21 protein-coding genes are annotated in these 25,072 nt (G+C 70.9%); 6 read left to right on the top strand and 15 right to left on the bottom strand.

Annotated elements, in window-relative coordinates; all coding sequences use genetic code 11:
* Positions 1-7: 7 nt before the first annotated feature.
* The gene (locus ACEN9J_RS16525; RefSeq protein ID WP_057593209.1) at positions 8-1,360 is read right to left on the bottom strand and encodes a GntP family permease; all 1,353 of its coding nucleotides are present in this window, start codon (positions 1,358-1,360) and stop codon (positions 8-10) included.
* A gap of 186 nt (positions 1,361-1,546) precedes the next feature.
* On the opposite strand from ACEN9J_RS16525, the gene ACEN9J_RS16520 reads away from it, so the two are divergent.
* A complete protein-coding gene (locus tag ACEN9J_RS16520; RefSeq protein ID WP_057593208.1) occupies positions 1,547-2,584 on the top strand; it encodes a LacI family DNA-binding transcriptional regulator in 1,038 nt (345 codons plus the stop codon).
* 15 nt (positions 2,585-2,599) lie between these two features.
* On the opposite strand, the gene ACEN9J_RS16515 is transcribed toward ACEN9J_RS16520, so the two are convergent.
* A complete protein-coding gene (locus tag ACEN9J_RS16515) occupies positions 2,600-3,145 on the bottom strand; it encodes a YbhB/YbcL family Raf kinase inhibitor-like protein (RefSeq protein ID WP_261216384.1) in 546 nt (181 codons plus the stop codon).
* A 4-nt stretch (positions 3,146-3,149) separates the two neighbouring features.
* Entirely contained in the window at positions 3,150-3,941 is a 792-nt protein-coding gene (locus ACEN9J_RS16510) for a fumarylacetoacetate hydrolase family protein (protein ID WP_057593206.1), read from the bottom strand.
* Between the two features lie 157 nt (positions 3,942-4,098).
* On the opposite strand from ACEN9J_RS16510, the gene ACEN9J_RS16505 reads away from it, so the two are divergent.
* Positions 4,099-4,983: an AraC family transcriptional regulator gene (locus tag ACEN9J_RS16505; RefSeq protein WP_413764575.1), complete on the top strand. Its 885-nt coding sequence runs from the start codon at positions 4,099-4,101 to the stop codon at positions 4,981-4,983.
* Between the two features lies 1 nt (position 4,984).
* On the opposite strand, the gene nadE is transcribed toward ACEN9J_RS16505, so the two are convergent.
* The 4 genes from nadE to ACEN9J_RS16485 are packed head-to-tail and all read right to left on the bottom strand — an operon-like array spanning position 4,985 to position 9,555.
* A complete protein-coding gene (gene nadE / locus ACEN9J_RS16500) occupies positions 4,985-5,830 on the bottom strand; it encodes an ammonia-dependent NAD(+) synthetase (protein ID WP_261216382.1) in 846 nt (281 codons plus the stop codon).
* Positions 5,831-5,858: 28 nt separating this feature from the next.
* Positions 5,859-7,028, bottom strand: coding sequence for a phospholipase A (locus ACEN9J_RS16495; RefSeq protein ID WP_172705409.1), 1,170 nt, complete (start codon positions 7,026-7,028; stop codon positions 5,859-5,861).
* Positions 7,025-7,477, bottom strand: a complete 453-nt coding sequence (locus ACEN9J_RS16490) for a hypothetical protein (protein ID WP_057593204.1) — start codon at positions 7,475-7,477, stop codon at positions 7,025-7,027. Before ACEN9J_RS16490 ends, ACEN9J_RS16495 begins: the two co-directional genes overlap by 4 nt.
* Positions 7,474-9,555: an ATP-dependent helicase gene (locus ACEN9J_RS16485; protein ID WP_057593203.1), complete on the bottom strand. Its 2,082-nt coding sequence runs from the start codon at positions 9,553-9,555 to the stop codon at positions 7,474-7,476. The genes ACEN9J_RS16490 and ACEN9J_RS16485 overlap by 4 nt, the downstream gene beginning before the upstream one ends.
* A gap of 185 nt (positions 9,556-9,740) precedes the next feature.
* Between ACEN9J_RS16485 and ACEN9J_RS16480 the strand changes: the two genes are divergently transcribed.
* Positions 9,741-10,763, top strand: coding sequence for an AEC family transporter (locus tag ACEN9J_RS16480; protein ID WP_413761554.1), 1,023 nt, complete (start codon positions 9,741-9,743; stop codon positions 10,761-10,763).
* Between the two features lie 6 nt (positions 10,764-10,769).
* Here the strand turns inward: ACEN9J_RS16480 and ACEN9J_RS16475 are convergent, their stop codons facing one another.
* Entirely contained in the window at positions 10,770-11,387 is a 618-nt protein-coding gene (locus ACEN9J_RS16475) for a hypothetical protein (protein WP_413761553.1), read from the bottom strand.
* Between the two features lie 318 nt (positions 11,388-11,705).
* Here ACEN9J_RS16475 and ACEN9J_RS16470 point away from each other — a divergent pair, with 318 nt between their 5' ends.
* A complete protein-coding gene (locus ACEN9J_RS16470) occupies positions 11,706-11,924 on the top strand; it encodes a hypothetical protein (RefSeq protein ID WP_261216378.1) in 219 nt (72 codons plus the stop codon).
* 23 nt (positions 11,925-11,947) lie between these two features.
* Here the strand turns inward: ACEN9J_RS16470 and ACEN9J_RS16465 are convergent, their stop codons facing one another.
* The 6 genes from ACEN9J_RS16465 to ACEN9J_RS16440 all read right to left on the bottom strand — a co-directional run bounded on the left by ACEN9J_RS16465 (position 11,948) and on the right by ACEN9J_RS16440 (position 21,003).
* Entirely contained in the window at positions 11,948-14,053 is a 2,106-nt protein-coding gene (locus ACEN9J_RS16465; protein ID WP_413764574.1) for a primosomal protein N', read from the bottom strand.
* Between the two features lie 485 nt (positions 14,054-14,538).
* Complete coding sequence (gene hemE / locus ACEN9J_RS16460; protein ID WP_413761552.1) at positions 14,539-15,654, bottom strand: uroporphyrinogen decarboxylase; 1,116 nt, start codon at positions 15,652-15,654, stop codon at positions 14,539-14,541.
* Between the two features lie 35 nt (positions 15,655-15,689).
* Positions 15,690-17,000: an MFS transporter gene (locus ACEN9J_RS16455; protein WP_057593199.1), complete on the bottom strand. Its 1,311-nt coding sequence runs from the start codon at positions 16,998-17,000 to the stop codon at positions 15,690-15,692.
* A gap of 164 nt (positions 17,001-17,164) precedes the next feature.
* Positions 17,165-17,869, bottom strand: a complete 705-nt coding sequence (locus ACEN9J_RS16450) for a redoxin domain-containing protein (RefSeq protein WP_261216376.1) — start codon at positions 17,867-17,869, stop codon at positions 17,165-17,167.
* A 95-nt stretch (positions 17,870-17,964) separates the two neighbouring features.
* Positions 17,965-20,205 (bottom strand): protein-disulfide reductase DsbD family protein, encoded by a 2,241-nt coding sequence (locus tag ACEN9J_RS16445; protein WP_413761551.1) that lies wholly within the window; start codon positions 20,203-20,205, stop codon positions 17,965-17,967.
* A gap of 45 nt (positions 20,206-20,250) precedes the next feature.
* Positions 20,251-21,003, bottom strand: coding sequence for an alanyl-tRNA editing protein (locus ACEN9J_RS16440; protein WP_413761550.1), 753 nt, complete (start codon positions 21,001-21,003; stop codon positions 20,251-20,253).
* A gap of 143 nt (positions 21,004-21,146) precedes the next feature.
* On the opposite strand from ACEN9J_RS16440, the gene ACEN9J_RS16435 reads away from it, so the two are divergent.
* On the top strand, positions 21,147-22,517 hold the full coding sequence (locus ACEN9J_RS16435; RefSeq protein WP_413761549.1) for a PQQ-dependent sugar dehydrogenase: 1,371 nt from the start codon (positions 21,147-21,149) through the stop codon (positions 22,515-22,517).
* 6 nt (positions 22,518-22,523) lie between these two features.
* Here ACEN9J_RS16435 and ACEN9J_RS16430 read toward each other — a convergent pair whose 3' ends face one another.
* The gene (locus tag ACEN9J_RS16430) at positions 22,524-23,552 is read right to left on the bottom strand and encodes a substrate-binding domain-containing protein (protein WP_413761548.1); all 1,029 of its coding nucleotides are present in this window, start codon (positions 23,550-23,552) and stop codon (positions 22,524-22,526) included.
* 147 nt (positions 23,553-23,699) lie between these two features.
* Here ACEN9J_RS16430 and ACEN9J_RS16425 point away from each other — a divergent pair, with 147 nt between their 5' ends.
* Entirely contained in the window at positions 23,700-25,052 is a 1,353-nt protein-coding gene (locus ACEN9J_RS16425; protein ID WP_413761547.1) for a uracil-xanthine permease family protein, read from the top strand.
* The last annotated feature ends 20 nt before the right edge of the window (positions 25,053-25,072 follow it).

Genomic DNA, 25,072 nt, shown 5'->3' with positions numbered 1-25,072 from the left:
TTCCTCCTCAGACCACCATGCTCAGCAGCATGATGAAGACGATGCCGACGACCGAGATCAGCGTTTCCATCACGGTCCAGGTCTTGAAGGTCTCGGCCACCGTCATGTTGAAGTACTGCTTGACCAGCCAGAAGCCCGCGTCGTTGACGTGCGACAGGATCAGCGAACCCGCGCCCGTGGCCAGCACCAGCAGCTCGCGGTTCACGCCCGGCACCATGGTGGCCAGCGGCGCGACGATGCCCGCGCCCGTGATGGTGGCGACCGTGGCCGAGCCGGTGGCGATGCGGATCAGGCCCGCGACCAGCCAGGCCAGCAGGATCGGCGAGACCTGCGCGTTCAGCGCCATGTGGCCGATCGCGTTGCCCACGCCGCTGGCCACCAGCATCTGCTTGAAGCCGCCGCCCGCGCCGATGATCAGCACGATGGCCGCCGTGGGCGCCAGGCTGTCGTCGACGAACTTCATGATCTGCTTGCTCGTGAAGCCGCGCGCATAGCCGAAGGTGTAGAGCGACAGCAGGAGCGCCGCGAGCAGCGCGGTGATCGGATGGCCGATGAAGTCCATCCACTGGCGCACGATGTTCTTCTCGTCGAGCGCCACGTCGGCGAAGGTCTTCAAAAGCATCAGCCCCACGGGCAGCAGCACCGTCAGCAGCGTGACGCCGAAGCCCGGCAGCTCGCGCGCCTCGGGCTCGCGCGCCAGTTGCTCGAGCAGCTCGGGCGAGGCCTCGCCGGGCACGTACTTCGAGATGAACTTGCCGAAGATCGGGCCCGCGATCATCGCGGTGGGCAGGCCGACGATCAGGCCGTAGAAGATGGTCTTGCCGATGTCGGCGCCGAACACGCCGATGGCCAGCAGCGGCCCCGGATGCGGCGGCACCAGGCCGTGCACCACCGACAGGCCCGCCAGGAGCGGAATGCCGATGCGGATCAGCGACACGCCGGTGCGCCGCGCCACGATGAACACCAGCGGGATCAGCAGCACGAAGCCGATCTCGAAGAACAGCGGGATGCCGACCAGGAAGGCCGCGAACATCATCGCCCAGTGCACGCGCTCCTTGCCGAAGGCGTCGATCAGCGTGCGCGCGATGCGGTCGGCGCCGCCCGACTCGGCCATCATCTTGCCGAGCATGGTCCCCAGGCCGAGCACGATGCCCACGAAGCCCAGCACGCCGCCGAAGCCGTCCTGGAAGGACTTCATCACCAGGTCCACCGGCATGCCCGAGGTCAGGCCGAGGAAGCCCGCGGCCAGGGTCAGCGCGATGAAGGGGTGCACGCGCCAGCGCGTGATCAGAAGGATGAGCCCGAGGATCGCCACCAGGGCGTCGACGAGCAGGAACACCTCTTTGCTCATTCCGAACATGTCTGTCTCCTGAAGCCGGGCGCTGCAAAGGCGGCCGGCGGGGTCGGGATAGCGCTATCCTGCACAACCCAAAAAAACCAGCCTCTGAAGCATCCTCGGGTTTTTCCGAGGCGGCAAGGGCCGGGACAGCGCTATCCTAGGACAGCGCTGTCCAATCCCGGATCGGTAGTAACCCTAGATTTCGCCATGGCCGATGTCCCCGAGCGCCCGCGCTCCCGTTCTTCCAGCCGCGTGACCCTCGACGACGTGGCGCGCGTCTCGGGCGTGAGCCCGATCACCGTCTCGCGCGCGCTGCGCGGCGCGCGCAACGTGGCGCCCGAGCTGAAGGCGCGGGTGCAGGCCGCGGTCGACGAGCTCGGCTACGTGCCCAACGTGGCGGCGCGCGCGCTGGCCTCGGCGCGCAGCTCGCACGTGGCGGTGCTGATTCCTTCGCTGACCAACCAGCTGTTCGTGGAGCTGCTCGAGGCGGTGCAGGACACGCTGGCGCCGCACGGCTTCCAGTCGCTGATCGGCGTGACCCACTACGACCCCGCGCAGGAGGAGGCGCTGCTGCGCAGCTACCTCTCGCAGCGGCCAGCGGGCCTCTTGCTGACCGGCTTCGACCGCAGCGCGGGCGCCACGCGATTGCTCGAGGCCAGCGACGCGCCCTGCGTGCACCTGATGGAGACCTCGGAAGCGCCCGGCATCCACAGCGTGGGCTTCTCGCAGCAGGACGCGGGCCGCGCCATCGTCGAGCACCTGCTCGCGCGCGGCCGCCGCCGCATCGCCTATGCCGCGGGCCAGCTCGATCCGCGCGTGCTGCAGCGCCTGGCCGGCTACCGCGAGGCGCTGCGCGCGGCCGGCTGCCACGATCCGGCGCTCGAGTTGCTGACGCCCGGGCCCACCTCGCTCGCGCTCGGCGGGCGCCAGTTCGAGGAACTGCTCGCGCGCCATCCCGACCTCGACGCGATCTTCTATTGCAACGACGACCTCGCCCAGGGCGGGCTGCTGGCCGCGCTGCGCACCGGCGTGCCGGTGCCCGAGCGCGTGGCGATCGCGGGCTTCAACGACCTCGGCGGCAGCGACCAGATGCTGCCGCCGCTGACCACCGTGCGCACGCCGCGCCGCGAGATCGGCGAACGCGCGGCCGGCATGCTGCTCGCGCTGATGCGCGACGAGCCCGTGGCGGACGCGCGGCGCACCGTGGACCTGGGCTTCGAACTGGTGGTGCGGCAGAGCAGCTGAGCCGCGCCCCGTTGCTCACTGCCCGTAGAGGCCCACCACGCTCTGTCCCATCAGCGTGCGGCCCTTGAGCGCCGCCAGCAGTTCCTCGCGCGTGAGGCCCTCGGGCAGCGAGCCCGGCTCGACCTCGGTGGCGATCACCGTCAGCACATAGTGGTGCGGCAGGTCGCCGGCCGGCGGGCACATGCCGCGGTAGGCGGTGGCGCCGGCCACGTTCTTGCCGACGCTGAACTCGGCGTTCGCCGCCTGGCCCTCGCCCTGTCGCAGTTGCCCCTTGGCGGCCGGGATGTTGTAGGCCACCCAGTGCGAGACGCCGAGGCCCTTGCCGCCATCGGGATCGCTCATCAGCACCGCGACCGAGCGCGTGCCCGCGGGCAGGTCGCTCCAGGCCACGGGCGGCGACACGCCCTGGCCGCCGCAGCCCGGCGCGTCGCCCGCATGGATCTTCGGCATGGTCGCGCCGTCGGCGAAGGCGCTCGACCTGACCTTCATGCCCGCGGCCTGGGCGCCGAGCGCGAGGCCGGCCAGCAGGGCCGTGCAGAGGATGCGTGTCGTGTTCCTCATGGCCTCAGACCACCTTGACCGACAGGTTCGGCAGCCCGTCGATGTGGATCTCGATCAGGTCGCCGCGCACCACCGGGCCCACGTTCTCGGGCGTGCCCGCGTAGATGATGTCGCCGGGCTGCAGCTCGAAGGCCTGCGACAGCCGGCTGATCTGCTCGGCCACCGACCAGATCATGTGCTTGAGCGTGGCGCTCTGCTTCGTCTCGCCGTTGACCTTGAGCCAGATCGCGCCGTCGCTGAAGTGGCCGACCTGCGCCACCGGATGGATCGGGCCCACGGGTGCCGAATGGTCGAAGCTCTTGCCGATCTCCCAGGGCTTCTTCTGATCGCCCATGCCGCGCTGCAGGTCGCGCCGCGTCATGTCCAGGCCCAGCGAGTAGCCGTAGACCAGGCCCAGCGCATCGTCGATCGACACGTCGCGCCCGCCCTTGCCGAGCGCCACCACGAGCTCGGCCTCGTAGTGGTAGTTCTTCGTCAGCGTGGGATAGGGGTGGTCGGCCACGGTGCCGGGCAGCACCACCTGCACCGCGTCGGCCGGCTTCTGGAAGAAGAAGGGCGGTTCGCGCGTCGGGTCGGAGCCCATCTCGCGCGCATGCGCGGCGTAGTTGCGGCCGATGCAGTAGATGCGGCGCACCGGGAACACCTGGTCGCTGCCGGCGATCGGGATGGTCGCGGCGGGCACGTCGAACGGCGTCTTCGCGTTGCGCGCGGCGCCCGCGGGCAGCGCGCAGCCGGCGATGGCGCCGGTGGCCATGGCGGCGCCGGCCAGCAGGCCGCGGCGGGAGGAATTGCTCATACGGTGGTCTCCTTCGGTAGTAGCCGGACGATTCTGGGAGCCCGGGTGCGCGCGCTTGCGCACGCATCTACGCAAAAGCAGGACGCAGGCAACACCCGGGGCCCGGGCGTACCATCGCGCGATGCCCGCTTCGAGCTCGAGCCATCGCCTCTACGGCATGCAGGAGCGCGCCGACCACCTCGATTTCGACATCCGCTTCGAGGGCGCGCGCGACGTGCTCGCGCGCCCGCACCGCCACGAGTACTTCCAGATCCAGGTCGGCATCGAGGGCGAGTCGCGGCAATTGATCGGCGGCGCCGCGCGGCCCTTCGGCGCGGGCCACCTGAGCTTCGTGCTGCCGTACCGGCTGCACGTGGTGCCGCATCCGCCGGGCGCGCGCTACGCCATCGTCAACTTCGACCAGTCCTTCCTCTGGCCCGAGCTCGCGGTCGAGCCGCTCGATCTCGAGGAGGTGCCGATCGCGCGCCATCCCGAGCTCGCGCCTTTCCTGTTCCAGGAGTACGTGGACTTCCGCTTCGAGGCCGAGGACTTCGCGCGCATCCTCGGCTGGCTCGAGGAGCTGTCGGCGCTCAACCGCGAAGGGCGCTTCGCGGCCGGCGGCGCGATCCGCGGCATCCTGCTGCAGCTGGTCGCGCTGGCCTGCCGCCGCCACGAGGCGGCGCTGCGCGAACAGGCGGCGCGCCACCGCGGCCACAGCTCGCGGCGCGATGCGCTGCAGCGCGTGCTGCACTACGTGCGCGAGCACCTGGGCGAGGAGATGTCGCTCAACGACGCGGCCGCGGCCGCGATGCTGTCGCCGAACTACCTCGCGCACCTGCTGAAGAAGCAGACCCAGCGCACCTTCACCGAACTCGTGACCGAGCGGCGGCTGGAACGCGCGCGCGAGCTGCTGCTGGCCTCGGACGGCCGCATCGCCGACATCGCGCGGCAATGCGGCTTCGCCGACGCGGTCTATTTCAGCCGGCGCTTCCGGCAGCACATGGGGCTGACGCCGCGCGAGTTCCGCGCGCAGTCGGTGGCGCGGCCCGGCGGGCCGCCGTAGCTCAGGCCGCCGGCGGCTCGACCGGCAGCGCGCGCTTGTGCGCGCTCTTGCGGTGCGTCGCGAGGATGATCTCGCGCGCCGCGGCCGATACCGGCTTGCCCTCGAGGAAGTCGTCGATCTGCTCGTAGGTCACGCCGAAGGCGTCCTCGTCGGGCTTGCCCGGCACCAGCGACTCGAGATCGGCCGTGGGCACCTTGTAGACCAGCGCATCGGGCGCGCCGAGTAGCTGCGCCACCGCGCGCACGCGGCGCTTGTTGAGGCCGGTCAGCGGCGTGATGTCGGCCGCGCCGTCGCCGAACTTGGTGAAGAAGCCCATCAGCGCCTCGGCCGCGTGGTCGGTGCCGATCACGATGCCGTTGTGCGCGCCCGCCACCGCGAACTGCGCGATCATGCGCTGGCGCGCCTTGATGTTGCCGAGCACGAAGTCCTCGTGCGCCGCGTCGCGGAAGGCGAGGTCGCCGGCCTTGAGCGCCGCGAGCATCGCGTCGGCCGCGGGCCGCACGTCCACCGTCAGCAGGCGGTCGGGGCGGATCACGGCCAGCGAGGCCTGCGCCTCGGCCTCGTCCTTCTGCACGCCGTAGGGCAGCCGCATCGCGATGAAGGTGGCCTCGCGGCCCTCGGCGCGCAGCCGCTCGACCGCGCGCTGCGCGAGGCAGCCGGCGGTCAGCGAATCCACGCCGCCGCTGATGCCCAGCACGTAGGTCGACAGGCCCGTGCGGCGCAGGTAGGCGGCGAGGAACTCGACGCGCCGCTCGAGCTCGGCGGCGGCGTCGAACACGGGCGCGACGGACAGCGCCGCGATGATCTCGCGCTGCGTGGCGTCGACGGGGGACAGTTCGGTGCTCATGGAAAAGGTCTCCGTGGGTTCGCGGACATCAGAAGTCGACCAGGCTCAGGCCGATGCTCAACACCGTGCGCTTGCGGTTGTAGTCCACCAGCGTGTCGCCGTAGCCGTGGAACAGCTGCGTGTGGAAGCGCAGGTTGCTCTTGGTCGGGTCGCCGATCGCCTTCATCCACTCGAGCCGCACCGAGCCGCGCCCGCTGTCGCGCAGGTTGTTGCGCACCGTGATGCCCAGCGTGTTGTTGCGGTCGAGGTTCCAGCGGCCGGTGATCTCGGCGCGGCCGATGTAGTCGGCGATGTCGGGGTTGTCGTCCTTCTCCGGGTTCTCCGACAGGCGTTTCCAGATCCGGCCCGTGATGCTGAAGCGGTCGTCGAGCTCGGCGCCGCCCATCAGGTAGACGCGGTTCCAGCTGCGCGACAGCGGCAGGCTCTGGCCGTTGGACTGGTGCACGATGCCCAGCCCGGTGTAGCGCCAGCGCCAGCCGCCCGGCAGCTTGAAGTCGGTCGGGTAGACATACATCAGCTCGGGTTCGTGGTCGGTGGTGCGGAAGGGCCGCGAGATCGCGCCGTTGAACAGCTGCCAGGTCGACTGCTGCGTGTAGGCGAACCACAGCGAGTCCTTCCTGATCGGGTCGTTCTGCGTCAGCAGGCCCTGCGCGAGCTTGGTGCGCACCGACAGGCCGATGCGCATCTCGTTGGCCTGGTAGGCCACCGGGTCGGCGGTGTGGCCGGCCGAGGGCGAAGTGGGCGTGTCGGGCTTGTGGGTCGCGGCCGAGACCGAGACGTTGAGCGGCCGGTAGCCGCGGAAGCCGAAGGTGCCGCAGTCGGTGGCGGTCTCGAGTTCCCAGAAGCGCGACAGCGCCGAGTACTGCCGGTCGCGGCAGCCCTCGGTGGTGGCGACCGAGACCACGCGCGTGGCCGGGATCGAGCCGTCGACCGGCGGCGCGGGCTGGGTGTTGGCGAGCACCGGCGGCGCGACCGGCACCGACACCGAGGGCAGCGTCTGCTGCTGGGCCCAGCGGTCGTAGCAGGCCAGCCGCGCGGCGTTGTCGGCGCCGAGCGCGGCGCAGCTCTGCCAGGTGAGCTGGTTGTCGGCCAGCGGGCTCTTGGGCTGATCGACGGCCTGCGCCTGCGCGGCGCCGGCCAGCAGCAGCGCCGCGGTGGCCAGGACCGCGCGCAGGCGGCCTTGCATGGTGGTGTTCATTTCCCCGACCCTTCCTTTTTCGTCAGCACGAAGGGATGCGTGCTCTCATCGGTGGCATCGCGCCAGGTGCCGCGGAATTCGCGGCCGCAGCCGCCGGGCGCCATCGCGCCGACCCAGACGCCGCTGATGCTGCGCCCGTCGAGCGATTCGTCGATGGCCAGCGTGCCGTCGTCGCCGATGTCGCCCGCCAGTTGCGCTACCGCGGCCGGCCGGCCGGTGGCGGCGGGGCGCGCGACGGTGCCGCGCACGCCGGCGTATTCGGGATGGCGGCCCAGCTGCACGACGGCCACGGCCGGCAGGCCGTCGAAGCGCGCCTCCCAGCGGCCGTAGAGCGCCTCGGGCGGCAGGTCCTGCACGCTCTCGGGGCAGGCGCTGGCTTGGGCGAGCGCGCCGGCCGAAGCCGCAAGGGCGAGGGCCGCGAGGGCCAGTCCTCGAACGGGCCGCTTCATGGCGCGGTCGACGAGGCCGCGGCGGCGGCCGCGCCTTCCTGTGCCTTGCGCGCGAACTCCGCGCGCAGCGCCTTGAGCTTCTCGCGCGGGTCCTCGCGCGTGGTGCTCTTGTCGAGCGCCATCTCGGCGATGAAGCGGCTGGGCTGCGCGAGCACCATCTCGCGGCCCTTCTTGCGGCGCTTGGTCCAGCTCACCGCGAGGCTGCGCTGCGCGCGCGTGATGCCCACGTACATCAGCCGGCGCTCTTCCTGCAGCCGCTCGAGCGTGCTCTCGCTGACCTGCTGCTGGCGGCCGTCGTCGTCGTCGAGCTTGAAGGGCAGCAGGCCCTCGTTGCAGCCGATCAGCATCACGTGCGGCCACTCGAGGCCCTTGGAGGCGTGCAGCGTGGACAGCGTGACCACGTTCTGGTCCTGCTCGCGCTCGCTGATGGTGGACAGCAGCGAGATCGTCTGCGCCACCTCGAGCAGGCTCTTGGGCTCGCTGGTGTTGTTGACGCCGGCCGCGTCGTCGAGCTCGCCGCCGCAGCGCTGCGCCATCCAGTCGCAGAACTCCATCACGTTGGTCCAGCGCGTGGCCGCGGCCTGCTCGCTGTCCTCGCCGTCGTAGAGGTGCTTCTCGTACTCGATCTCCTTGAGCCAGGTGTCGAGGAAGGCACGCGCGTTCTCGGCGCCCAGGGTCTGGCGCGCGCGGTATTCGAGGTCGTTGATGTAGCGGCCGAACTCGTGCAGGCTTTCGAGCGCGCGCTTGGGCATCACGCTGGGCAGCGAGGACGAGAACAGCGCCTCGAACAGGCTCAGCTTGTACTGGCTGCCGAAGGTGCCCAGCGCCGCCAGCGTGGTGTGGCCAATGCCGCGCTTGGGCGTGGTGATGGCGCGCAGGAACGCGGGATCGTCGTCGTTGTTGACCCACAGGCGGAACCAGCCGCAGAGGTCCTTGATCTCGGCACGGTCGAAGAAGCTCTGGCCGCCCGAGACCTTGTAGGGCACCTGCGCGCGCCGCAGCGCCTGCTCGAACACGCGCGCCTGGTGGTTGGCGCGGTAGAGGATCGCGAAGTCGCGGAACTCCTTGTGGGTCGAAGTCTCGCGCAGGCTCACGAGGCGCGCCACCGTGCGCTCGGCCTCGTGCATCTCGCTGTCGCAGTCGACCACGCGCACCGGCTCGCCCTCGCCGAGCTCGGAGAACAGCGTCTTCGGGAACAGCTTGGGGTTGGGCCCGATCACGTTGTTGGCCGCGCGCAGGATGGCGCTGGTCGAGCGGTAGTTCTGCTCGAGCTTGATGACCTTGAGCGTGGGGTAGTCGACCGGCAGCTTGCGCAGGTTGTCGAGCGTGGCGCCACGCCAGCCGTAGATCGACTGGTCGTCGTCGCCCACCGCCGTGAAGTGGCCGCGCGTGCCCGACAGCGCCTTGAGCACCTCGTACTGGGTGGCGTTGGTGTCCTGGTATTCGTCCACCAGGATGTGGCCCAGCGTGGCCTGCCACTTGTTGCGCACTTCCTCGAAGTCGCGCAGCAGCTTGAGCGGCATGCCGATCAGGTCGTCGAAGTCCACGCTCTGGTAGGCGGCCAGGCGCTCCTCGTAGCGCGCCATGATGGTGGCCGTGATGCGCTCGTTGTCGTCGGCCGCGATGGCCTCGGCCTGGGCCGCGTTCAGGCCCATGTTCTTCCACTTGCTGATGGTCCACTGCCAGATGCGCGCGGTGGCGAGGTCGCTGGTGCCGCCCGCGTCCTTGAGGATCTTGGTCACGTCGTCGGCATCGAGGATGCTGAACTGCGACTTCAGGCCCAGCACCGCGCCGTCCTCGCGCATCATGCGCACGCCCAGCGCGTGGAAGGTGCAGATCACCACCTTCTTGGCATCGCGCCCGATCAGCCCCTTGGCGCGCTCGCGCATCTCGGCGGCCGCCTTGTTGGTGAAGGTGATGGCCGCGATCCGCTGGGGCTCGAGCCCAGCCTGGATCAGGCGCGCGATCTTGTGCGTGATCACCCGCGTCTTGCCCGAGCCCGCGCCCGCGAGCACGAGGCAGGGGCCGTGCATGTAGTTGACCGCTTCTTGTTGCGCGAGATTGAGACCGTGGGACATGGAAAGGGGGAGGGGGAGCCGGCAGGGGCCGCGGGGCGCGGCGGGCGCGAAAGCGCGCAATGATACGGGCGCTGCAGGGGCCGCGGCGTCGGCCGATACCGCGATGTGGGAAGCGCGGTAAACGCACCGTAAAGGGGCATCGGCGGCCTTCGGCGAGGGCCGGGGCCGGCGGCGACAATCGCGCCGTGCTGCCCGTATTTCTCGTTACCTTTCCCTTCTTCGCGTTGATCGCCGCCGGCTACGGCGCCGCCCGTGCCCGCATCCTTCCGCTCGATGCGATCCCCGGCCTCAACACCTTCGTCCTCTACTTCGCGCTGCCCTGCATGCTGCTGCGCTTCGGCGCCGGCACGCCGATCGGCCAGCTGCTCGACGGCAGCGTCGCGCTGGTCTGGGGCCTGAGCGCGCTCCTGGTGGTGGGCTGCGTGGTGGCGTTCACGCGCAACGCGCGCATCGGCTGGAACGACGCCGCCTTCGGCGCGCTGGTGGCGGCCTTCCCGAACACCGGCTTCATGGGCGTGCCGCTGCTGGTGGCCATCCTCGGCGCGCAGGCGGCCGGGCCGATGATCATCACCATCGCCTTCGACCTCGTGGTCACCTCCTCGCTGTGCATCGCGCTGTCGCGGCTCGACGGCGCCAGCGGGAGCGGGACGCACCACGGGCCGCGGCAGGCCGCGCGCCAGGCGCTGCGCGGCATCCTGGTCAATCCGATGCCGTGGTCGATCCTGCTCGGCGTGCTGCTGTCGGCCGCGCGCTGGAAGTTGCCGGGCCCGGTGGAGCGCACGGTGGCGATGCTGGCCGACGCGGCCTCGCCGGTGGCCCTGTTCACCATCGGCGCGGTGCTCGCGCGCTCGGCGCTGGTGGCGCGCGAGCATGGCGCGAGCGCGGCCGTGGCCCAGGCCATGGGCAGCGGCGCGCGGCCCCTGCCGAAGGCGCCGCTGGCCGATGTGCTGCCGGTGGTGCTGGTGAAGCTGCTCGCGCACCCGCTGCTGGTGTGGGGACTGGGGCTCGCGGCGATCGCGCTGGGCCTGCCGCTGTCGTGGCCGGCGCTGGTGGCGATCGTGCTGGTGGCGGCGCTGCCGAGCGCGAGCAACGTGTCGATGCTGGCCGAGCGCTTCGGCGCCGACAACGGGCGCATCGCGCGCATCATCCTGTGGACGACGGTGGCGGCCTTTTTCAGCTTTCCGCTGGCGGTCGGCTTGCTGAAGTGAAGCGTCTTACGGGCTCAGCACACCGAGCTTGAAAGGATCGGCATCGGGCAGGCGCTCGCACTTCGAGAAATCGCGGCCCTGCGTGCCGTCGCAATAGAAGGCGTTGTAGATGCGGCCGAACAGCGAGGGGCTGGCGGTGAACAGCACGCCGTGCTCGGGCTGCCAGTTGTCGTGCGCGCCACGGCCGTCGGCCGAGGCCTCGATCACCTTGGGCGCATTGGCGCCCGCCGTGAAGTCGGCCGGTGTCCTGTGCGCGTCGTCGCGCCAGCGCACCGCGAGTTCGGCGGCCGTGGGCCGCGCCGCCACCGGCAGCATCAGGCCGTTGACCTGGAAGCCGTCGCTGAAGCGGTGCGTCTTGCCCGCGAGGAAGGCGTAGGCGCAGGCCGCCATGCACTGGCCGCGCACCTCGGTCTCGACGCCGCTCGCGCGGATCGCGTCGGCATAGGCGCCGGCCGCCTCGGCGGTGCCGCCGAAGGAGTCTTCCAGCACCACGGTGCGCACCGTGCCGCTGTTGAGGTGGTCGATGAAGCTCGCGAGCTCGCTGCCGTCGAGCATGCCCGAGACCAGCAGCAGCCGGCCCTGGCGCTCGATCTCGGCGGCGTGCGCGGCCACGGGTGCGAGCATGAGGAAGCAGGCCCAAGCGGAGGCCGCGACAGACAGAATCCCACTTGCGAAATGGAGAGGTTTCACGAGCGACCTTTGCCTTCCGGAGAGCGGGCTCGATGGGCGCCCAGGGCCCGGAGGAGCGCCGCGTCGCGGACTCCTCCACGGAGTCTTTTGCAGCGCCGCTCGCACGGCGTCAACTCTTTTTTCAGAATTTTTCCCGCGCCCATGCCGGCCGTAAGACATAGCTACCCGATACCACTTCGGATGAATGCTTGAGTTCGCATCCGCGCTGCTAAAGTGGGCCGCAGACCGGAAGATGGCATGGGAGCTCGCACGATGATGGCAACACTGTTCCGAATTCTTTTATGGCTGGCGTGGCTCGCCGGCGCGGGCTGGCTCTGGCAGGCCGGCAAGCTCGGCACGGCGTCGGCGCTCGCGCTCGGCGCGCTGAGCCTGGTGGTGTTCGCCTGGCCCGGCAGCGTCGCGCGGCGGCGCCATGCGGACCGCGAACTGCGCTATGTCGAGATGGGCAAGGAGCCGATGAGCCTGCACTGAGCGCGGGCCCATGGCGACGAGGTTCAGATCCCCTGCGGATCGACGTCGATCAGCCAGCGGATCACGCCCTTGCCCTCGGGCGTGCGCCGCAACGCATGCAGCTGCGGTTGCCACAGCGCGAGCATGCGCTGCAGCGCGGCGCGCGACGCGCTCTCCAGCAGCATCTGCGCGCGCTCCACGTTGGCCACGCGCTGGATCGCCAGCGGCACGGCCGGATAGCGCATCACCTGCGCCGCTCCCTCCAGTCCATCGGCCGCGGCGCTCGCCGCATTGAGAAAGGCCTGCGCCGCCTCCTGCGTGCACGCATCGGCGCGCACCAGCGCCTGGTAGGCGAAGGGCGGCATCGCTGCGGCCTGCCGCTCCTCGAGCTGCTGCGCCGCGAAGGCCGGGTAGTCGTGCCGGCGCAGCGCCTGGAACAGCGGATGCTGCGCATGGTGCGTCTGGATCCACATCTCGGCCGTGCTGCCCTGCGTGGCCAGGTAGGCGGCATCGCGGCCCGCGCGGCCGGCCGACTGCATCAGCAGGCTGAACAGCCGCTCGGGCGCGCGGAAGTCGCTCGAGAACAGCGCGCCGTCGGGGTTCACCGCGGCCACCAGCGTGATGCGGCGGAAGTCGTGGCCCTTGGCGATCATCTGCGTGCCGACCAGCACGTCGACCTCGCCCGCATGCACCGCCGCGAGCTGCGATTCGAGCGCGCCCTGCTTCTTGGTGCTGTCGGCGTCGATGCGCGCGATGCTCACCGCGCTGCCGTCGGGCCGCTTCACGGCCGAGAACAGCTCGGCCAGGTGCTCCTCGAGCCGCTCGGTGCCGCGGCCCACGGGAGCGATGTCGAGGTTGCCGCAGACCGGGCAGGCGCGCGGCACGCGCTCGGTGTAGCCGCAGTGGTGGCAGCGCAGCGTGCGGTCGATCTTGTGGAACACGCGGTAGGCGCTGCAGTGCGGGCACTCGCTCTTCCAGCCGCAGTCGCCGCAGGCCAGCACCGGCGCATAGCCGCGCCGGTTGAGGAAGATCATGCTCTGCTCGCCGCGCGCGATGCGCTGGCCGATGGCATCGAGCAGCGTGGCCGAGAGCACGGTCTTCGCGGGCTGCAGCGTCATGTCGACCAGCCGCACCGTGGGCAGCTCGCCCGCGCCGATGCGCGAGGGCATGGCCAGCCGCACGTAGCGCCCGCCGGGGTCGCCGTCGGCGGCCGGGCGGCTCTGGTGCCAGCTTTCGAGCGAGGGCGTGGCCGAGCCCAGGATCACCTTGACCTTCTCGCGGTGGCCGCGCCACACGGCGAGGTCGCGCGCTGAATAGCGCGCGCCTTCCTGCTGCTTGTAGCTCGGGTCGTGTTCCTCGTCGACCACGATCAGCGCCAGCTTCGGCATCGAGGCGAACACCGCCATGCGCGTGCCCAGCACGATGCGCGCGGCGCCCGCGTGCGCGGCCAGCCAGCTCGCGAGGCGCTGCGGGTTCGTCATGCCGCTGTGCAGCGACACCACCGCCTGCGCGCCGAAGCGCGCCTTGAAGCGGGCCTCGAGCTGCGGCGTGAGGTTGATCTCGGGCACCATCACCAGCGCCTGTGCCTCGGGCGAGCGCGCCAGCAGCGCGGCCACGCAGCGCAGGTAGACCTCGGTCTTGCCGCTGCCGGTGCTGCCGGCCAGCAGGAACGGGCCTTCCTCGGCTTCTATGCGCGCGAGCGCGGCGGCCTGCTCGGGGCTGGGCTCGACCGGGGAGGGCGTGCCGGTGTCGGCCGCGGCCTCGTCGTCGGCCCCCTTGCGCTTGAGCCGGCGCGCGAGCTGCACCGTGCTCAGGTCGCGCAGCTGCGGCGGCAGCGCGGCCAGCGCGATCTCGCCGATCGAGCGCTGGTAGTAGCGCCCGGCGAAGGCCACCAGGTCGCGCCAGGCCGGGCCCAGCGGCGCGAGCGCGTCGAGCGCGGCGCCCACCGGCTTGAGCGCCAGGTCGGGCGCGGCCAGTTCCTCGGCCGTCCGCGCCTCGGCATGCCAGACCACCCCGAGCACCTCGCGCCGGCCCAGCGGCACCCGCACCAGCGTGCCGGCCGGCAGCGGCGCGTCGCCGCCATAGCTCAGCACGTCGCCCAGCGCGCTGTGCGCGGGCGTCTGCACCGCCACGTCGATGCGCCAGGGCAAGGCGGCGCCGGACGTGCCGGGGCCGCCGTTCGTCGGCTCGCCGAGCAGGTCTTCGCTGGGAATGGGGCGGCTTGGGATGGTGTCCTCGTTGGCGGGGTTTGTTAAAGCAGTGTTGAGCAAAGTCACTTAAGTCGTTGATTTTTCAGTGCTTTGCGGCCCGTCCAGAGTTTCTGTGGATAACTTTGTTGAAAACCGGGCTGGACTCGTCGCCAGGCCTTGAAAATCAAGGCTCTGGCTGGATTGCCCGCAAAAAGGGCAAAGTTCAAACTCCATATAAATCAACAACTTAGCTTCGCTATTGCTTTGGTAGCGGCGCCAGGACCGCCTAACGCAATCTTGCGCACTGCAACACGCGTTTTGTGCATAAGTCGGTCGCCGAAGCCCGTTTTGGGCCTTGACAAAGCCGCTGCGCCGCATTCTGGCCATCTTCTTTTCCACATCCGCCGCGCTGGCGGGTGGCTGCGGCCGGCGGCTGGCGGGCCGTGTCAGGCGGGCTGCCGCAGCCGGCGCGATTGCGCGTGCACCGCCTGCACCAGCGCCGACACGTGTTCGGGCGGCGTGAACTGGCTGATGCCGTGGCCCAGGTTGAAGATGTGGGTCGGCCCGGCGGTCGCGCGGTCGGTGTGCGGCGCGCCGAAGGCTTGCAGCACCTTCGCCACCTCGGCCTCGATGCGCGCGGGCGGCGCGAACAGCACGTTGGGGTCGATGTTGCCCTGCAACGCCTTGGCCTGGCCGTCGCTGCCCTCGGCCACGCGGCGGCGCGCGGCGCCGAGGTTCACGGTCCAGTCCACGCCGAGCACCTGGCAGTCGAGCGCGCGCATGTCCTCGAGCCAGAGCCCGCCGCCCTTGGTGAAGACGATGCGCGGCACCGGCTGGCCGTCGGGGCCGTGGCGCTTGAGGCCGGCGAGCACGCGCGCGGTGTAGGCCAGGCTGAATTCCTGGAACGCGCCGTCGGCCAGCACGCCGCCCCAGCTGTCGAACACCATCACGGCCTGCGCGCCGGCGTCGATCTGGGCGTTGAGGTAGGCGGCCACGGCATCGGCGTTGATCGCGAGCACGCGGTGCATCAGGTCGGGGCGGCCGTAGAGCATGCTCTTCACGAGCCGGTAGTCGCTCGAGCCCGCGCCCTCGACCATGTAGCAGGCCAGCGTCCACGGGCTGCCCGAGAAGCCGATCAGCGGCACGCGGCCGTCGAGCGCCTTGCGGATCGAGGCCACGGCGTCGAAGACGTAGCGCAGCTTGTCCATGTCGGGCACTTCGAGCGCGGCCACGGCGGCTTCGTCGCGCAGCGGGCGCGCGAAGCGCGGGCCCTCGCCGGCCTCGAACGAGAGGCCCAGGCCCATCGCGTCGGGCACGGTGAGGATGTCGGAGAACAGGATCGCCGCGTCGAGCGGATAGCGCGCCAGCGGCTGCAGCGTGACCTCGGTCGCGTGGTCGACGTTGGTGGCCAGTCCCATGAAGCTGCCGGCCCGCGCGCGGGTGGCGACGTACTCGGGCAGGTAGCGGCCGGCCTGGCGCATCAGCCAGACGGGCGTGTGGTCGGTGGCCTGGCGCCAGCAGGCTCGCAGGAAGGTGTCGTTTTGCAGGGGGGCGAAGGGCATCGGGCGATTGTCGCAGGGCCCCCGCCGCGCGCCCGTCAGACCGCCGGCACGCGCCGCGCGTCGGCCGGGCTCACGTTGCGCCGGTAGAGCACCAGTGTCGCGACCAGCCCGCAGATCGCGGCCGCCGTCATCCACAGGCCCGGCGCGGCCTTGTCGCCGGTCATCTCGATCAGGCCGGTGGCCACGGCCGGCGTGAAGCCGCCGAACAGCGCGGTCGCGAGGCTGTAGGCCAGCGAGAAGCCGGCGGTGCGCACGCTGACCGGCATCACCTCGGTCAGCGCCACCACCATCGCGCCGTTGTAGCTCGCGTAGAGGAACGAGAGCCACAGCTCGACCTCGAGCATGCGCGCGAAGCTCGGCGCGCCGACCAGCCACTTGAGCGACGGATAGGCCGTGAGGATGGTCAGCACGGTGAACGCGATCAACAGGGGCTTGCGGCCCACGCGGTCCGACAGCGCGCCCATGATCGGCAGCCAGATGAAGTTGGAGATGGCCACGCACAGCGTGACGACCAGCGCGTCGGTGGTGCTCAGGTGCAGCACGGCCTTGCCGAAGGTGGGCGTGTAGACCGTGATCAGGTAGAAGGACACGGTGGTCATCGACACCAGCATCATCCCGGCGATCACCAGGCCCCAGTTGGCGACCATCGAGCGGAAGATCTCGCGCGCGTCGGGGCGGTGCTTGCGCGCCATGAACTCCTCGGTCTCCTGCAGCGAGCGGCGGATCACGAACAGCACCGGCACGATCAGGCAGCCGACGAAGAAGGGCACGCGCCAGTAGAAGTCGCCGATCTCCTGCGCGCTGAAGGTGACGTTGAGCCAGTAGCCGAGCGCGGCCGCCACCACGATGGCGACCTGCTGGCTGGCCGATTGCCAGCTCACGTAGAAGCCCTTGCGGCCCGGCGTGGCCATCTCCGACAGGTAGACCGACACGCCGCCGAGCTCCACGCCGGCCGAGAAGCCCTGCAGCAGCCGCCCGATCAGCACCAGGAGCGGCGCGGCGAAGCCGATGGTGGCGTAGGACGGCACGCAGGCGATCAGCAGCGTGCCCAGCGCCATCAGCGCGAGCGTGACGATCAGGCCCTTGCGGCGGCCCACGCGGTCGACGTAGGCGCCGAGGAAGATCGCGCCCAGCGGCCGCATCAGGAAGCCGGCGCCGAAGGTCATGAAGGTCAGCATCAGCGAGGCGAACTCGTCGCCGGCCGGGAAGAAGGCCTTCGAGATCTGCGTGGCGTAGAAGCCGAACAGGAAGAAGTCGAACATCTCCATGAAGTTGCCGCCGGTCACGCGCAGAACGGTGGCGAACTTGGAGCTGGAGGCAGTCGCGCCTTTGGACGCTGTGGTCATGTGTGGGGTCCCCTGGATGCGCGTGCGAGATGCATGCACCCCAAGGGTAGGAAGGGCTCCCCGACCGCAAGCTGACGCGCGCGGTCAGGTACCTGTCAAAGCCGGCGCCAAAGAAAAAGAGGCGCCGCGGCGCCTCCTGCTGAGTGACGGGCCCGGGGTCGGGCTCAGGTCTTGTACTTGATCGAGCAGCCGTAGGGTCGCGTGCTCGCCGCCGTGATCGGCTTGCTGCCGAAGGCCTCGCCGAGCGCCTGGTTCACGTAGTTGACGGCGGTCTTGATGTCGTCCACGCGCGCCGAGGCGATGGAGTCGATGCCGCCCGCGTACACCAGCGTGCCCTTGGGATCGATGATGAAGATGTGCGGCGTGGTGCGCGCGCCGTAGGCCTGGCCGATCATGCCGTCCTCGTCCATCAGCACCGCGGTGGGCGCGGCCGACTGCGACTTCATCCAGTCGGCCAGCGCGGCCGGCTTCAGGTAGTCGCTGGCGGCGCGCTCGGTGGAGTTGATGGCCAGCCAGACCACGCCCTTGTCGGTGGCGGCCTTCTGGGTGGCGGGCATGTTGCCGCTGCCGTAGTGCTTGCGCACGAAGGGGCAGCCGGGGTTGGTCCATTCGAGCACCACGAACTTGCCCGCGAAGTCGGACAGCTTGTGCTTGGCACCGCTGGTGTCGACGGCGACGAAGTCGGGCGCCTGCTGGCCCACGGCGGGCGCGGCGAAGGCGTTGTTGCTCACGAGGAAGGTGGCGCCCAGCGCGACGGCGGCGGCCATGACGGCGCGGCGCGAGGCACGGCTGAGGGCGGCGCGGGCTCGGCGCGCGGCGCGCACCGAGCGCGAGTCGGGGCGCAGCTCGGTAGACGGGGGGAGGGACATGGGCTGATCGAACTCCATGGAGATATTTCCGAATGACGGCGACAGCTTAGAGCGGTTTTTTCATGTGCCTGTGACAACCCATGTCACAGCCGTGGTCAAAGCGCGGCGAGGGCCGCGCGGACCTCGTCCTTGCCCAGGATCTCGGTCAGCACCACGGGCGGCTTGCCCGGGGCCTGCAGCACGTAGACCGGCACGCCGCTGCGGCCGAGCGCGGTCAGCGCGGCGGTGATCGCGGGGTCGCGGCGGGTCCAGTCGGCGCGCAGCATCGCGACCTTCTTGGCGTCGAAGGCGGCCAGCAGCTCGGTGTCGGACAGCGTGGTCTTCTTGTTGTATTGGCAGGTCACGCACCAGGCGGCGGTGAAATCGATGAACACCGGGCGGCCGTCGCCGGCCAGCTCGGCCACGCGCTCGGCCGACCAGGGCTGCCAGCGCGCTTCCTTCGAGCCCGTGGCGCTCGCGAGCTTCGCGGGCTCGACGGTGGTCAGCACGTTGCGGCCGATGGCGCTGGTGAGCACCGCGGTGAAGCCGATCAGCACGGTGGCGATCACCAGCCGCGAGCGGCCGCGCAGCGTGAGCGCCCAGACGATCGCCGACAGGCACACCAGCAGCGCCAGCAGGGTGCCGGCGCCGTCGATGCCGGTCTGCTGGCCCAGCACCCAGACCAGCCAGGCGACGGTGGCGAACATCGGGAAGGCCAGCAGCTTGCGCAGCGTGCTCATCCAAGGGCCGGGCTTGGGCAGCAGCCAGGCGATGGCCGGCACGAAGCCCGCCACCAGGTAGGGCAGCGCGAGGCCGAAGCCCAGCGCGGCGAACAGCAGCAGCGCCTGGCCGGCCGGCAGGCCGATCGCGAAGCCCAGCGAGGCGCCCATGAACGGCGCGGTGCAGGGCGAGGCGATGACCACCGCGAGCACGCCCGAGAGGAAGTCGTTGGCGATCGGGTGCTTGGCCTGCGCGCTGCACACCGACGAGGGCACGGTGCGCATGAACTCGAACACGCCCACCAGGTTCAGGCCGATCAGCGTGAACAGCGCGGCCAGCACCGCCACCACCGCGGGCGACTGCAGCTGGAAGCCCCAGCCCAGGCCGGCGCCGGCCGCGCGCAGCGCGAGCATGGCGCCGCCGAGCGCGAGGAAGGACAGCATCACGCCGGCCGTGTAGGCCAGCCCGGCCTGCCGGTGCGCGCTGCGGTTGCCGGCCTGGCGCGCGAAGCCCAGCACCTTGATCGCGAGGATCGGAAACACGCAGGGCATGAGGTTGAGAAGCAGGCCGCCGAGGAAGGCGCCGAGCAGCGCGGCCAGCAGCGTGCCCATGGGCTGGGGCGCGATCTCGTTCGAGGCCGCGGCGGTCTTGACGGCATCGGCCGCGTTGGCCGCCAGCGCCGCCTGCAGCGCGGGCGAGACCTGGGCCGCGGGCGCGGCGGCCGCCGCGGGCCAGCTGCCGCTCACGGGCGGTTCGGCGCGCCAGGCGATCGGCTGGCCGGGCTGGCGGTCGGCCTCGGCCAGCGCCACCACCACCGGCATCGCCGTGGGGCTCGCGCTGCGCTGGTCGGCCAGCGGCAGCGTGGCGGTCCAGGTGCCGCCCTGCCAGGATTGGGTCCAGTCCTTGCCGGAGACGGCCGCGGTGCGGATCACCTCGGGGGTCTCGGGGAAGAAGGCCAGCGTCTTTCCCTGGGCGGCCGCCGGCAGGCCCTCGAGGCGCACCTGCAGGTTGTTGCCCTGCACCTCGATCGCGCCCGGCGCGGCGAGCTGTGCCGGCTGGGCGGCCTGGGCGGCGTCGAACTCGGCCTTGTGCAGCGCGGTCGAGCCTTGCACCGGCAGCGCCAGCGAGAACTCGCCTTCCTCGGGAATGCATTCCTTGCGGCAGACCAGCCACGAGGCCTTGAGCCGCACCTGGAGTTCGGCCGGCCCGCCCGCGCCCGTGAGGGCCAGCGGCGGCTTGAAGGTGCTCGCCACCTCGAGCGGCACCGGCAGCAGCACCGTGTCCTCGTAGCCGTAGTTGGCGAGGTTGCCGACCGGGATCTTCTTCGGCACCGGCCAGGCGATGTCGCCGGCCGCCACGCCGGGCGGCAGCGTCCAGCTCAGCTCGGTGGGCAGGCCGGAGTCGCCGGCGTTCTTCCAGTAGGTGTGCCACTCGGGCTGGTGCGCGATCTGCAGGCCGACCCAGACCGGCGCGCCGGGCGTCACGCCATCGGGCGCGTGCGCCACCAGTTCGGCGCGCACATGCGGCGTGGTCACGACCGCGCTCGTCTTCGCTGGAGTCAATTGGGCCAGAGCCGGCATCCAGGCTGCGGATGCTGCTATCAGGAGCGTAGCGAATCGAAGGCGCGGGAAGGTCATGCCGTCAGTCGGAGCGTTCAGGGGAGGCGAAGTTCCGGGCCGGCCTCAGGCCGCGGCCCAGCCCAGCACCACGCGCCGGCTGTTGGCGCTCTTCTTCTCGATCTTGGTGACCACCACGGCGCCGATCTCGGCGGTGTTGGCCACGTGCGTGCCGCCGCAGGGCTGGAAGTCGATCTGGGCCTCGCCCTCGCCGCCGATGCGGATGGTGCGCACCGTGCCCGTGCCGCGCGGCGGCTGCACGCTCATGCTCTTGACCAGCGCCGGGTTGGCGTCGAGCTCGGCATCGGTGATGGCGCCGACGGTCAGCGGATGGGCCGCGCCCACCAGCGCCGCGAGGCCGTGGGTCAGCGCTTCCTTGTCGAGCGGGTCGGTCATGTGGAAGTCGAGCCGCGCGTAGTCGGGCGTGATCGAGCAGCCGTTGACCGGCTGCGGCACCAGGTAGCAGAGCAGGTGGGTGGCGGTGTGGAAGCGCATCAGCCGGTGGCGGCGCTCCCAGTCGATGGTCGCGGTGACGCTGTCGCCGGGCTTCAGCGCGGCCAGCAGGGCCTCCTGGCCCGGCGCGGGCACGTGCACGATCTCGTCGGTGGCGCGGCCCTCGGCGTCCTTGCCCTTGCGCGTGTCGGCGATCGCGATCCCGCCGCCGCCGGCCGGCGCCAGCACGCCGCTGTCTCCGGCCTGTCCGCCGCCCAGCGGGTAGAACACGGTACGGTCCAGCACGATGCCGGCCTCGTCGATGCGCTCGACGCGCGCTTCGCAGGAGCGCAGATAGGCGTCGGCGCGGAACAGGTCGTGGGTCATCCCGGCGATGGTAGCGGCGATGCGCGAACGGGGTGCGCCCACGCCGGAAAGCGCCCACGACCGACAGCCCCCGGGCCGCCGCCCGCCCGAAGATCGCCCGACGCGCGGCGTCCGGCCGCGCCGCAACGCATGAAGGACGGCGCATGAAGACACGGCAGCAAGCACCCACCCCCAAGACGGCCGCGGCCCTGCTGGTGGCGGTCCTGGTCCCGCTGGTGCTGGCGGGCTGCGGCGAGGCGGCCAAGCTCATGCCCGAACTGACCACCGGCCCGCGGCCGCAGCTGGTGGAGCCCAACAAGACCCTGATCCCCACCGTCAACGTCGCGCCCGTGGTCGGCTGGAACGACACCGCCGCGCCCACGCCGGCCGACGGCCTCAAGGTGGCGGCGCTGGCGCGCGGGCTCGACCATCCGCGCTGGGTCTACACCCTGCCCAACGGCGACGTGTTGGTGGCCGAGAGCAACAAGCCGCCCAAGCCCGAGGGCACGACCGACGGCGGCAGCGGCCTGATGGCCAAGGCGCGCAACTTCGTGATGAACAAGCTCATGGCGCGCGCCGGCGCCGGCGTGCCCAGCGCCAACCGCATCACCCTGCTGCGCGATGCCGACGGCGACGGCGCGGCCGAGGTCAAGCAGGTGTTCCTCTCCAACCTCACCTCGCCCTACGGCATGGCGCTGGTGGGCAACGAGCTCTTCATCGCCAACGCCGACGCGCTCGTGAAGGTGCCCTACACCGAGGGCCAGACCTCCATCGATGCCAAGCCCACCGTGGTGACGCCGCTGCCCGCGGGCATCAACCACCACTGGACCAAGAACGTGATCGCCAACGCCGATGGCAGCAAGCTCTACGTGACCGTGGGCTCGAACAGCAACATCGGCGAGAACGGCCTGGCCGCCGAGGAGGGCCGCGCGGCCATCTGGGAGGTCGACACAAAGAGCGGCGAGAAGCGCCTGTTCGCGAGCGGCCTGCGCAATCCCAACGGCCTGGGCTGGGACCCCGACACCCAGGCGCTGTGGACCGTGGTCAACGAGCGCGACGAGATCGGCAGCGATCTCGTGCCCGACTACCTGACCTCGGTGAAGGACGGCGCCTTCTACGGCTGGCCCTGGAGCTACTACGGCGGCGTGGTCGACGTGCGCGTGCAGCCGCAGAACCCCGAGATGGTGGCCAAGTCGATCGCGCCCGACTATGCGCTGGGCTCGCACGTCGCGCCGCTGGGCCTGGCGTTCTCGCGCCCGGGCGGCATGCCCGAGCAGTTCGCCAGCGGTGTCTTCATCGGCGAGCACGGCTCGTGGAACCGCAAGCCCAAGTCGGGCTACAAGGTAGTGTTCGTGCCCTTCATCGGCGGCAAGCCCAGCGGCCCGCCGGTCGACGTGCTCACGGGCTTCCTCGATGCCCAGGAGAAGGCCCAGGGCCGGCCGGTGGGCGTGGCGCTCGACAAGAGCGGCGCGCTGCTGGTGGCCGACGACGTGGGCAACGTCGTGTGGCGGGTATCGCGCGCGAAGCAGAACTAAGGACGCTCAGCCGCCGCGCACCGACGAGGGCCGCGCCACCAGTTGCGCGGCCGGGCCCTCGACCCGATGCCGCGAGACATCGCCGCGCAGGTGGTCGAACAGCAGCGCGATCGCCTGCTGCGCCACCTCCTCCAGGTGCAGGTCGACCGCGGTGAGCGGCGGCACGCTGGTGCGTGCGCGCAGGCCGTCGTAGCGGGTCGCGACCATCACGTCGTCGGGCACGCGGCGCCCGCTCTGCACGATCGCGGCCAGCGCGCCGGTGGCGAAGGCGTCGACCGGTACGCAGAAGGCGTCGATGCCGGGATGGGCCGCGAGCAGCGCCCGCGCCGCCTCGTGGCCGCCGGCCTCGCCGCGCACCTCCTCGATCAGCGACAGCAGCGGCGGCTGGCCGCGCGCGGCCATCGCTTCTTCATAGGCCGTGCGCGCCTCGAGGTAGGAGTTGCGCTGCGCCGCGCCCAGGATCATCGCGACCTGGCGCGCGCCCTGGCCGTGCAGGTGCTCGAGCAGCAGCCGCGTGGTGCGGCCCGAATGGATGTCGACATAGGGCGGCATCACCGGCCCTTCGGCCGGCTTGCCGATGGCCACCACCGGCAGGCCGCGGCGCAGCAGGTTCGCGAGGTTGGGGTCGCCGGCCGAGGGCTCGATGACCAGCGCGCCGTCGACGTCGAGCAGCTCCATCGGCACCAGGCCGTTCTCCATCGCGGGCGCCAGCACCAGCGCGAGCCCGCGGTCGAGCGCCGCCGCCGCGGCCACCGCCGCCACCTCCATCAGGAAGCCCAGCCGCGAGGGCCCGCCCGCCACCGCGAGCGGCATCGAGGACAGCAGGGCGATCATGTGCGCCTGCCCGGTGCGCAGCCGCTGCGCATTGCGGTTCGGCCGGTAGCCGAGCCTGGCGGCCGCGCGCTCGACGCGCGCGCGGGTCTCGGCATCGACCTGCCCGCGCGCGTTGAGGGCGTGCGACACGGTGGTCGGCGAGACGCCGGCCTCGCGCGCCACGTCCTTGATGTTCGCCCGTGGCGTTCGCTCGGTGTTCATCCCGTATTGACCTTCCACGAAAGCGGTGCTTCAATTCCCAAATCGTTTTGGGCGCCTGCCCGGAATGTACTTCACCCGCTGCGGCGGATTTTTTTGCCAGTGCGCCCAAATCGATTTGGGCGCGGACCGATCCAAGGAAAAACGATCATGTCCCGTGCGAACGAGCCAGCGCCCGTCGATGCCGTGCTGCCCTTTTCCCAATTGCTGCTGTTCGGCCTGCAGCACGTGCTGGTGATGGCCGCGGTGCCGATCACCTCGGTGTTCCTGGTGGCCAAGGCGCTGGGCCTGTCGGCCGCGCTCACGGTCAACCTGATCAGCGCCACCTTCCTGCTGTGCGGGCTGGGCACCCTGCTGCAGTCCTTCGGGCCCTGGAAGTTCGGCGCGCGGCTGCCCTTCGTGATGGTGCCGGGCGGCGCGCCGATCGTGATGTTCGTGACCATCGCCCAGCAGCGCGACCTGCAGACCGCCTCGGGCGCGGTGATCCTCACGGCGCTGTTCTATTTCCTGATCCTGCCGGTGTTCGCGCGCTGCCTGCGCTTCTTCCCGAAGATCGTCATCGGCACCCTGCTGCTGCTGGTGTCGATCAACCTGGTGAAGGTCTACGGCGGCATCATCGCCGGCAAGGCCGGCACGCCCACCTTCGGCGACCCGGTGAACATCGGCCTGGCGCTCGCCACCATCGGCTTCACGGTGCTGTTCGCGCGCCTGTTCAAGGGCATGCTGGGCCAGCTCGCGGTGCTGCTGGGCCTCTTGGCCGGCACGCTCTTGGCGGCCGCCTTCGGGCTGATGGACTTCTCGCCCGTGGCCGCCGGCCCGGTGTGGAGCAGCCCGACCCTGCTGCCCTTCGGCCTGCCGCATTTCGACCTCGTGGCCGCGGTGCCGCTGTTGATCTTCAGCGTGATCTCGATGGTCGAGGCCACCGGCCAGACGGTGGCCGTGGCCGAGGTGGTGGGCCGGCCCATCGACCCGCGCGACGCGGTGCCGCGCACCGTGCGCGGCGACGCGCTGGTGTCGCTGCTCGGCGGCCTGTTCGGCACCTCGATGATCATCACCAGCGGCGAGAACATCGGCATCGTGCGTGCCACCAACGTGCGCTCGCGCTACGTGACAGCGATGGCCGGCGCGATCCTGGTGCTGATCGCGCTGTCGGCGCCGCTGGGCCGGCTCGCGAGCGCGATCCCGGCCGCCGTGGTGGGCGGCACCGCGATGGTGGTGTTCGCGATCATCGGCACCATGGGCATCGACATGCTGCGCCGCACCGACCTGCACGAGCGCGGCAACATGTTCGTGCTGGCGGGCGCGCTGACCATGGGCCTGCTGCCGATCCTGGTGCCGGGGCTCTACAGCCGCTTTCCCGACACCCTGCAGCTGGTGCTGGGCAACGGCCTCGCGATGGGCTCGATCACCGCGGTGGTGCTCAACCTGCTGTTCAACCGGCCACCGGCCGAACGCGCGGCGCCCCTGCCGTCGGCGGTGCCGCCGCCGGTCTCGCCGCAGTGAGCTTCTTCTCTTTCCTCTTC

The sequence above is a fragment of the Variovorax sp. Varisp41 genome (assembly GCF_047325085.1).
GTDB lineage: Bacteria > Pseudomonadota > Gammaproteobacteria > Burkholderiales > Burkholderiaceae_C > Variovorax.
The sequence above is the reverse complement of the archived record's forward strand: the minus strand, read 5'-3'. Positions and strand labels throughout refer to the sequence as shown.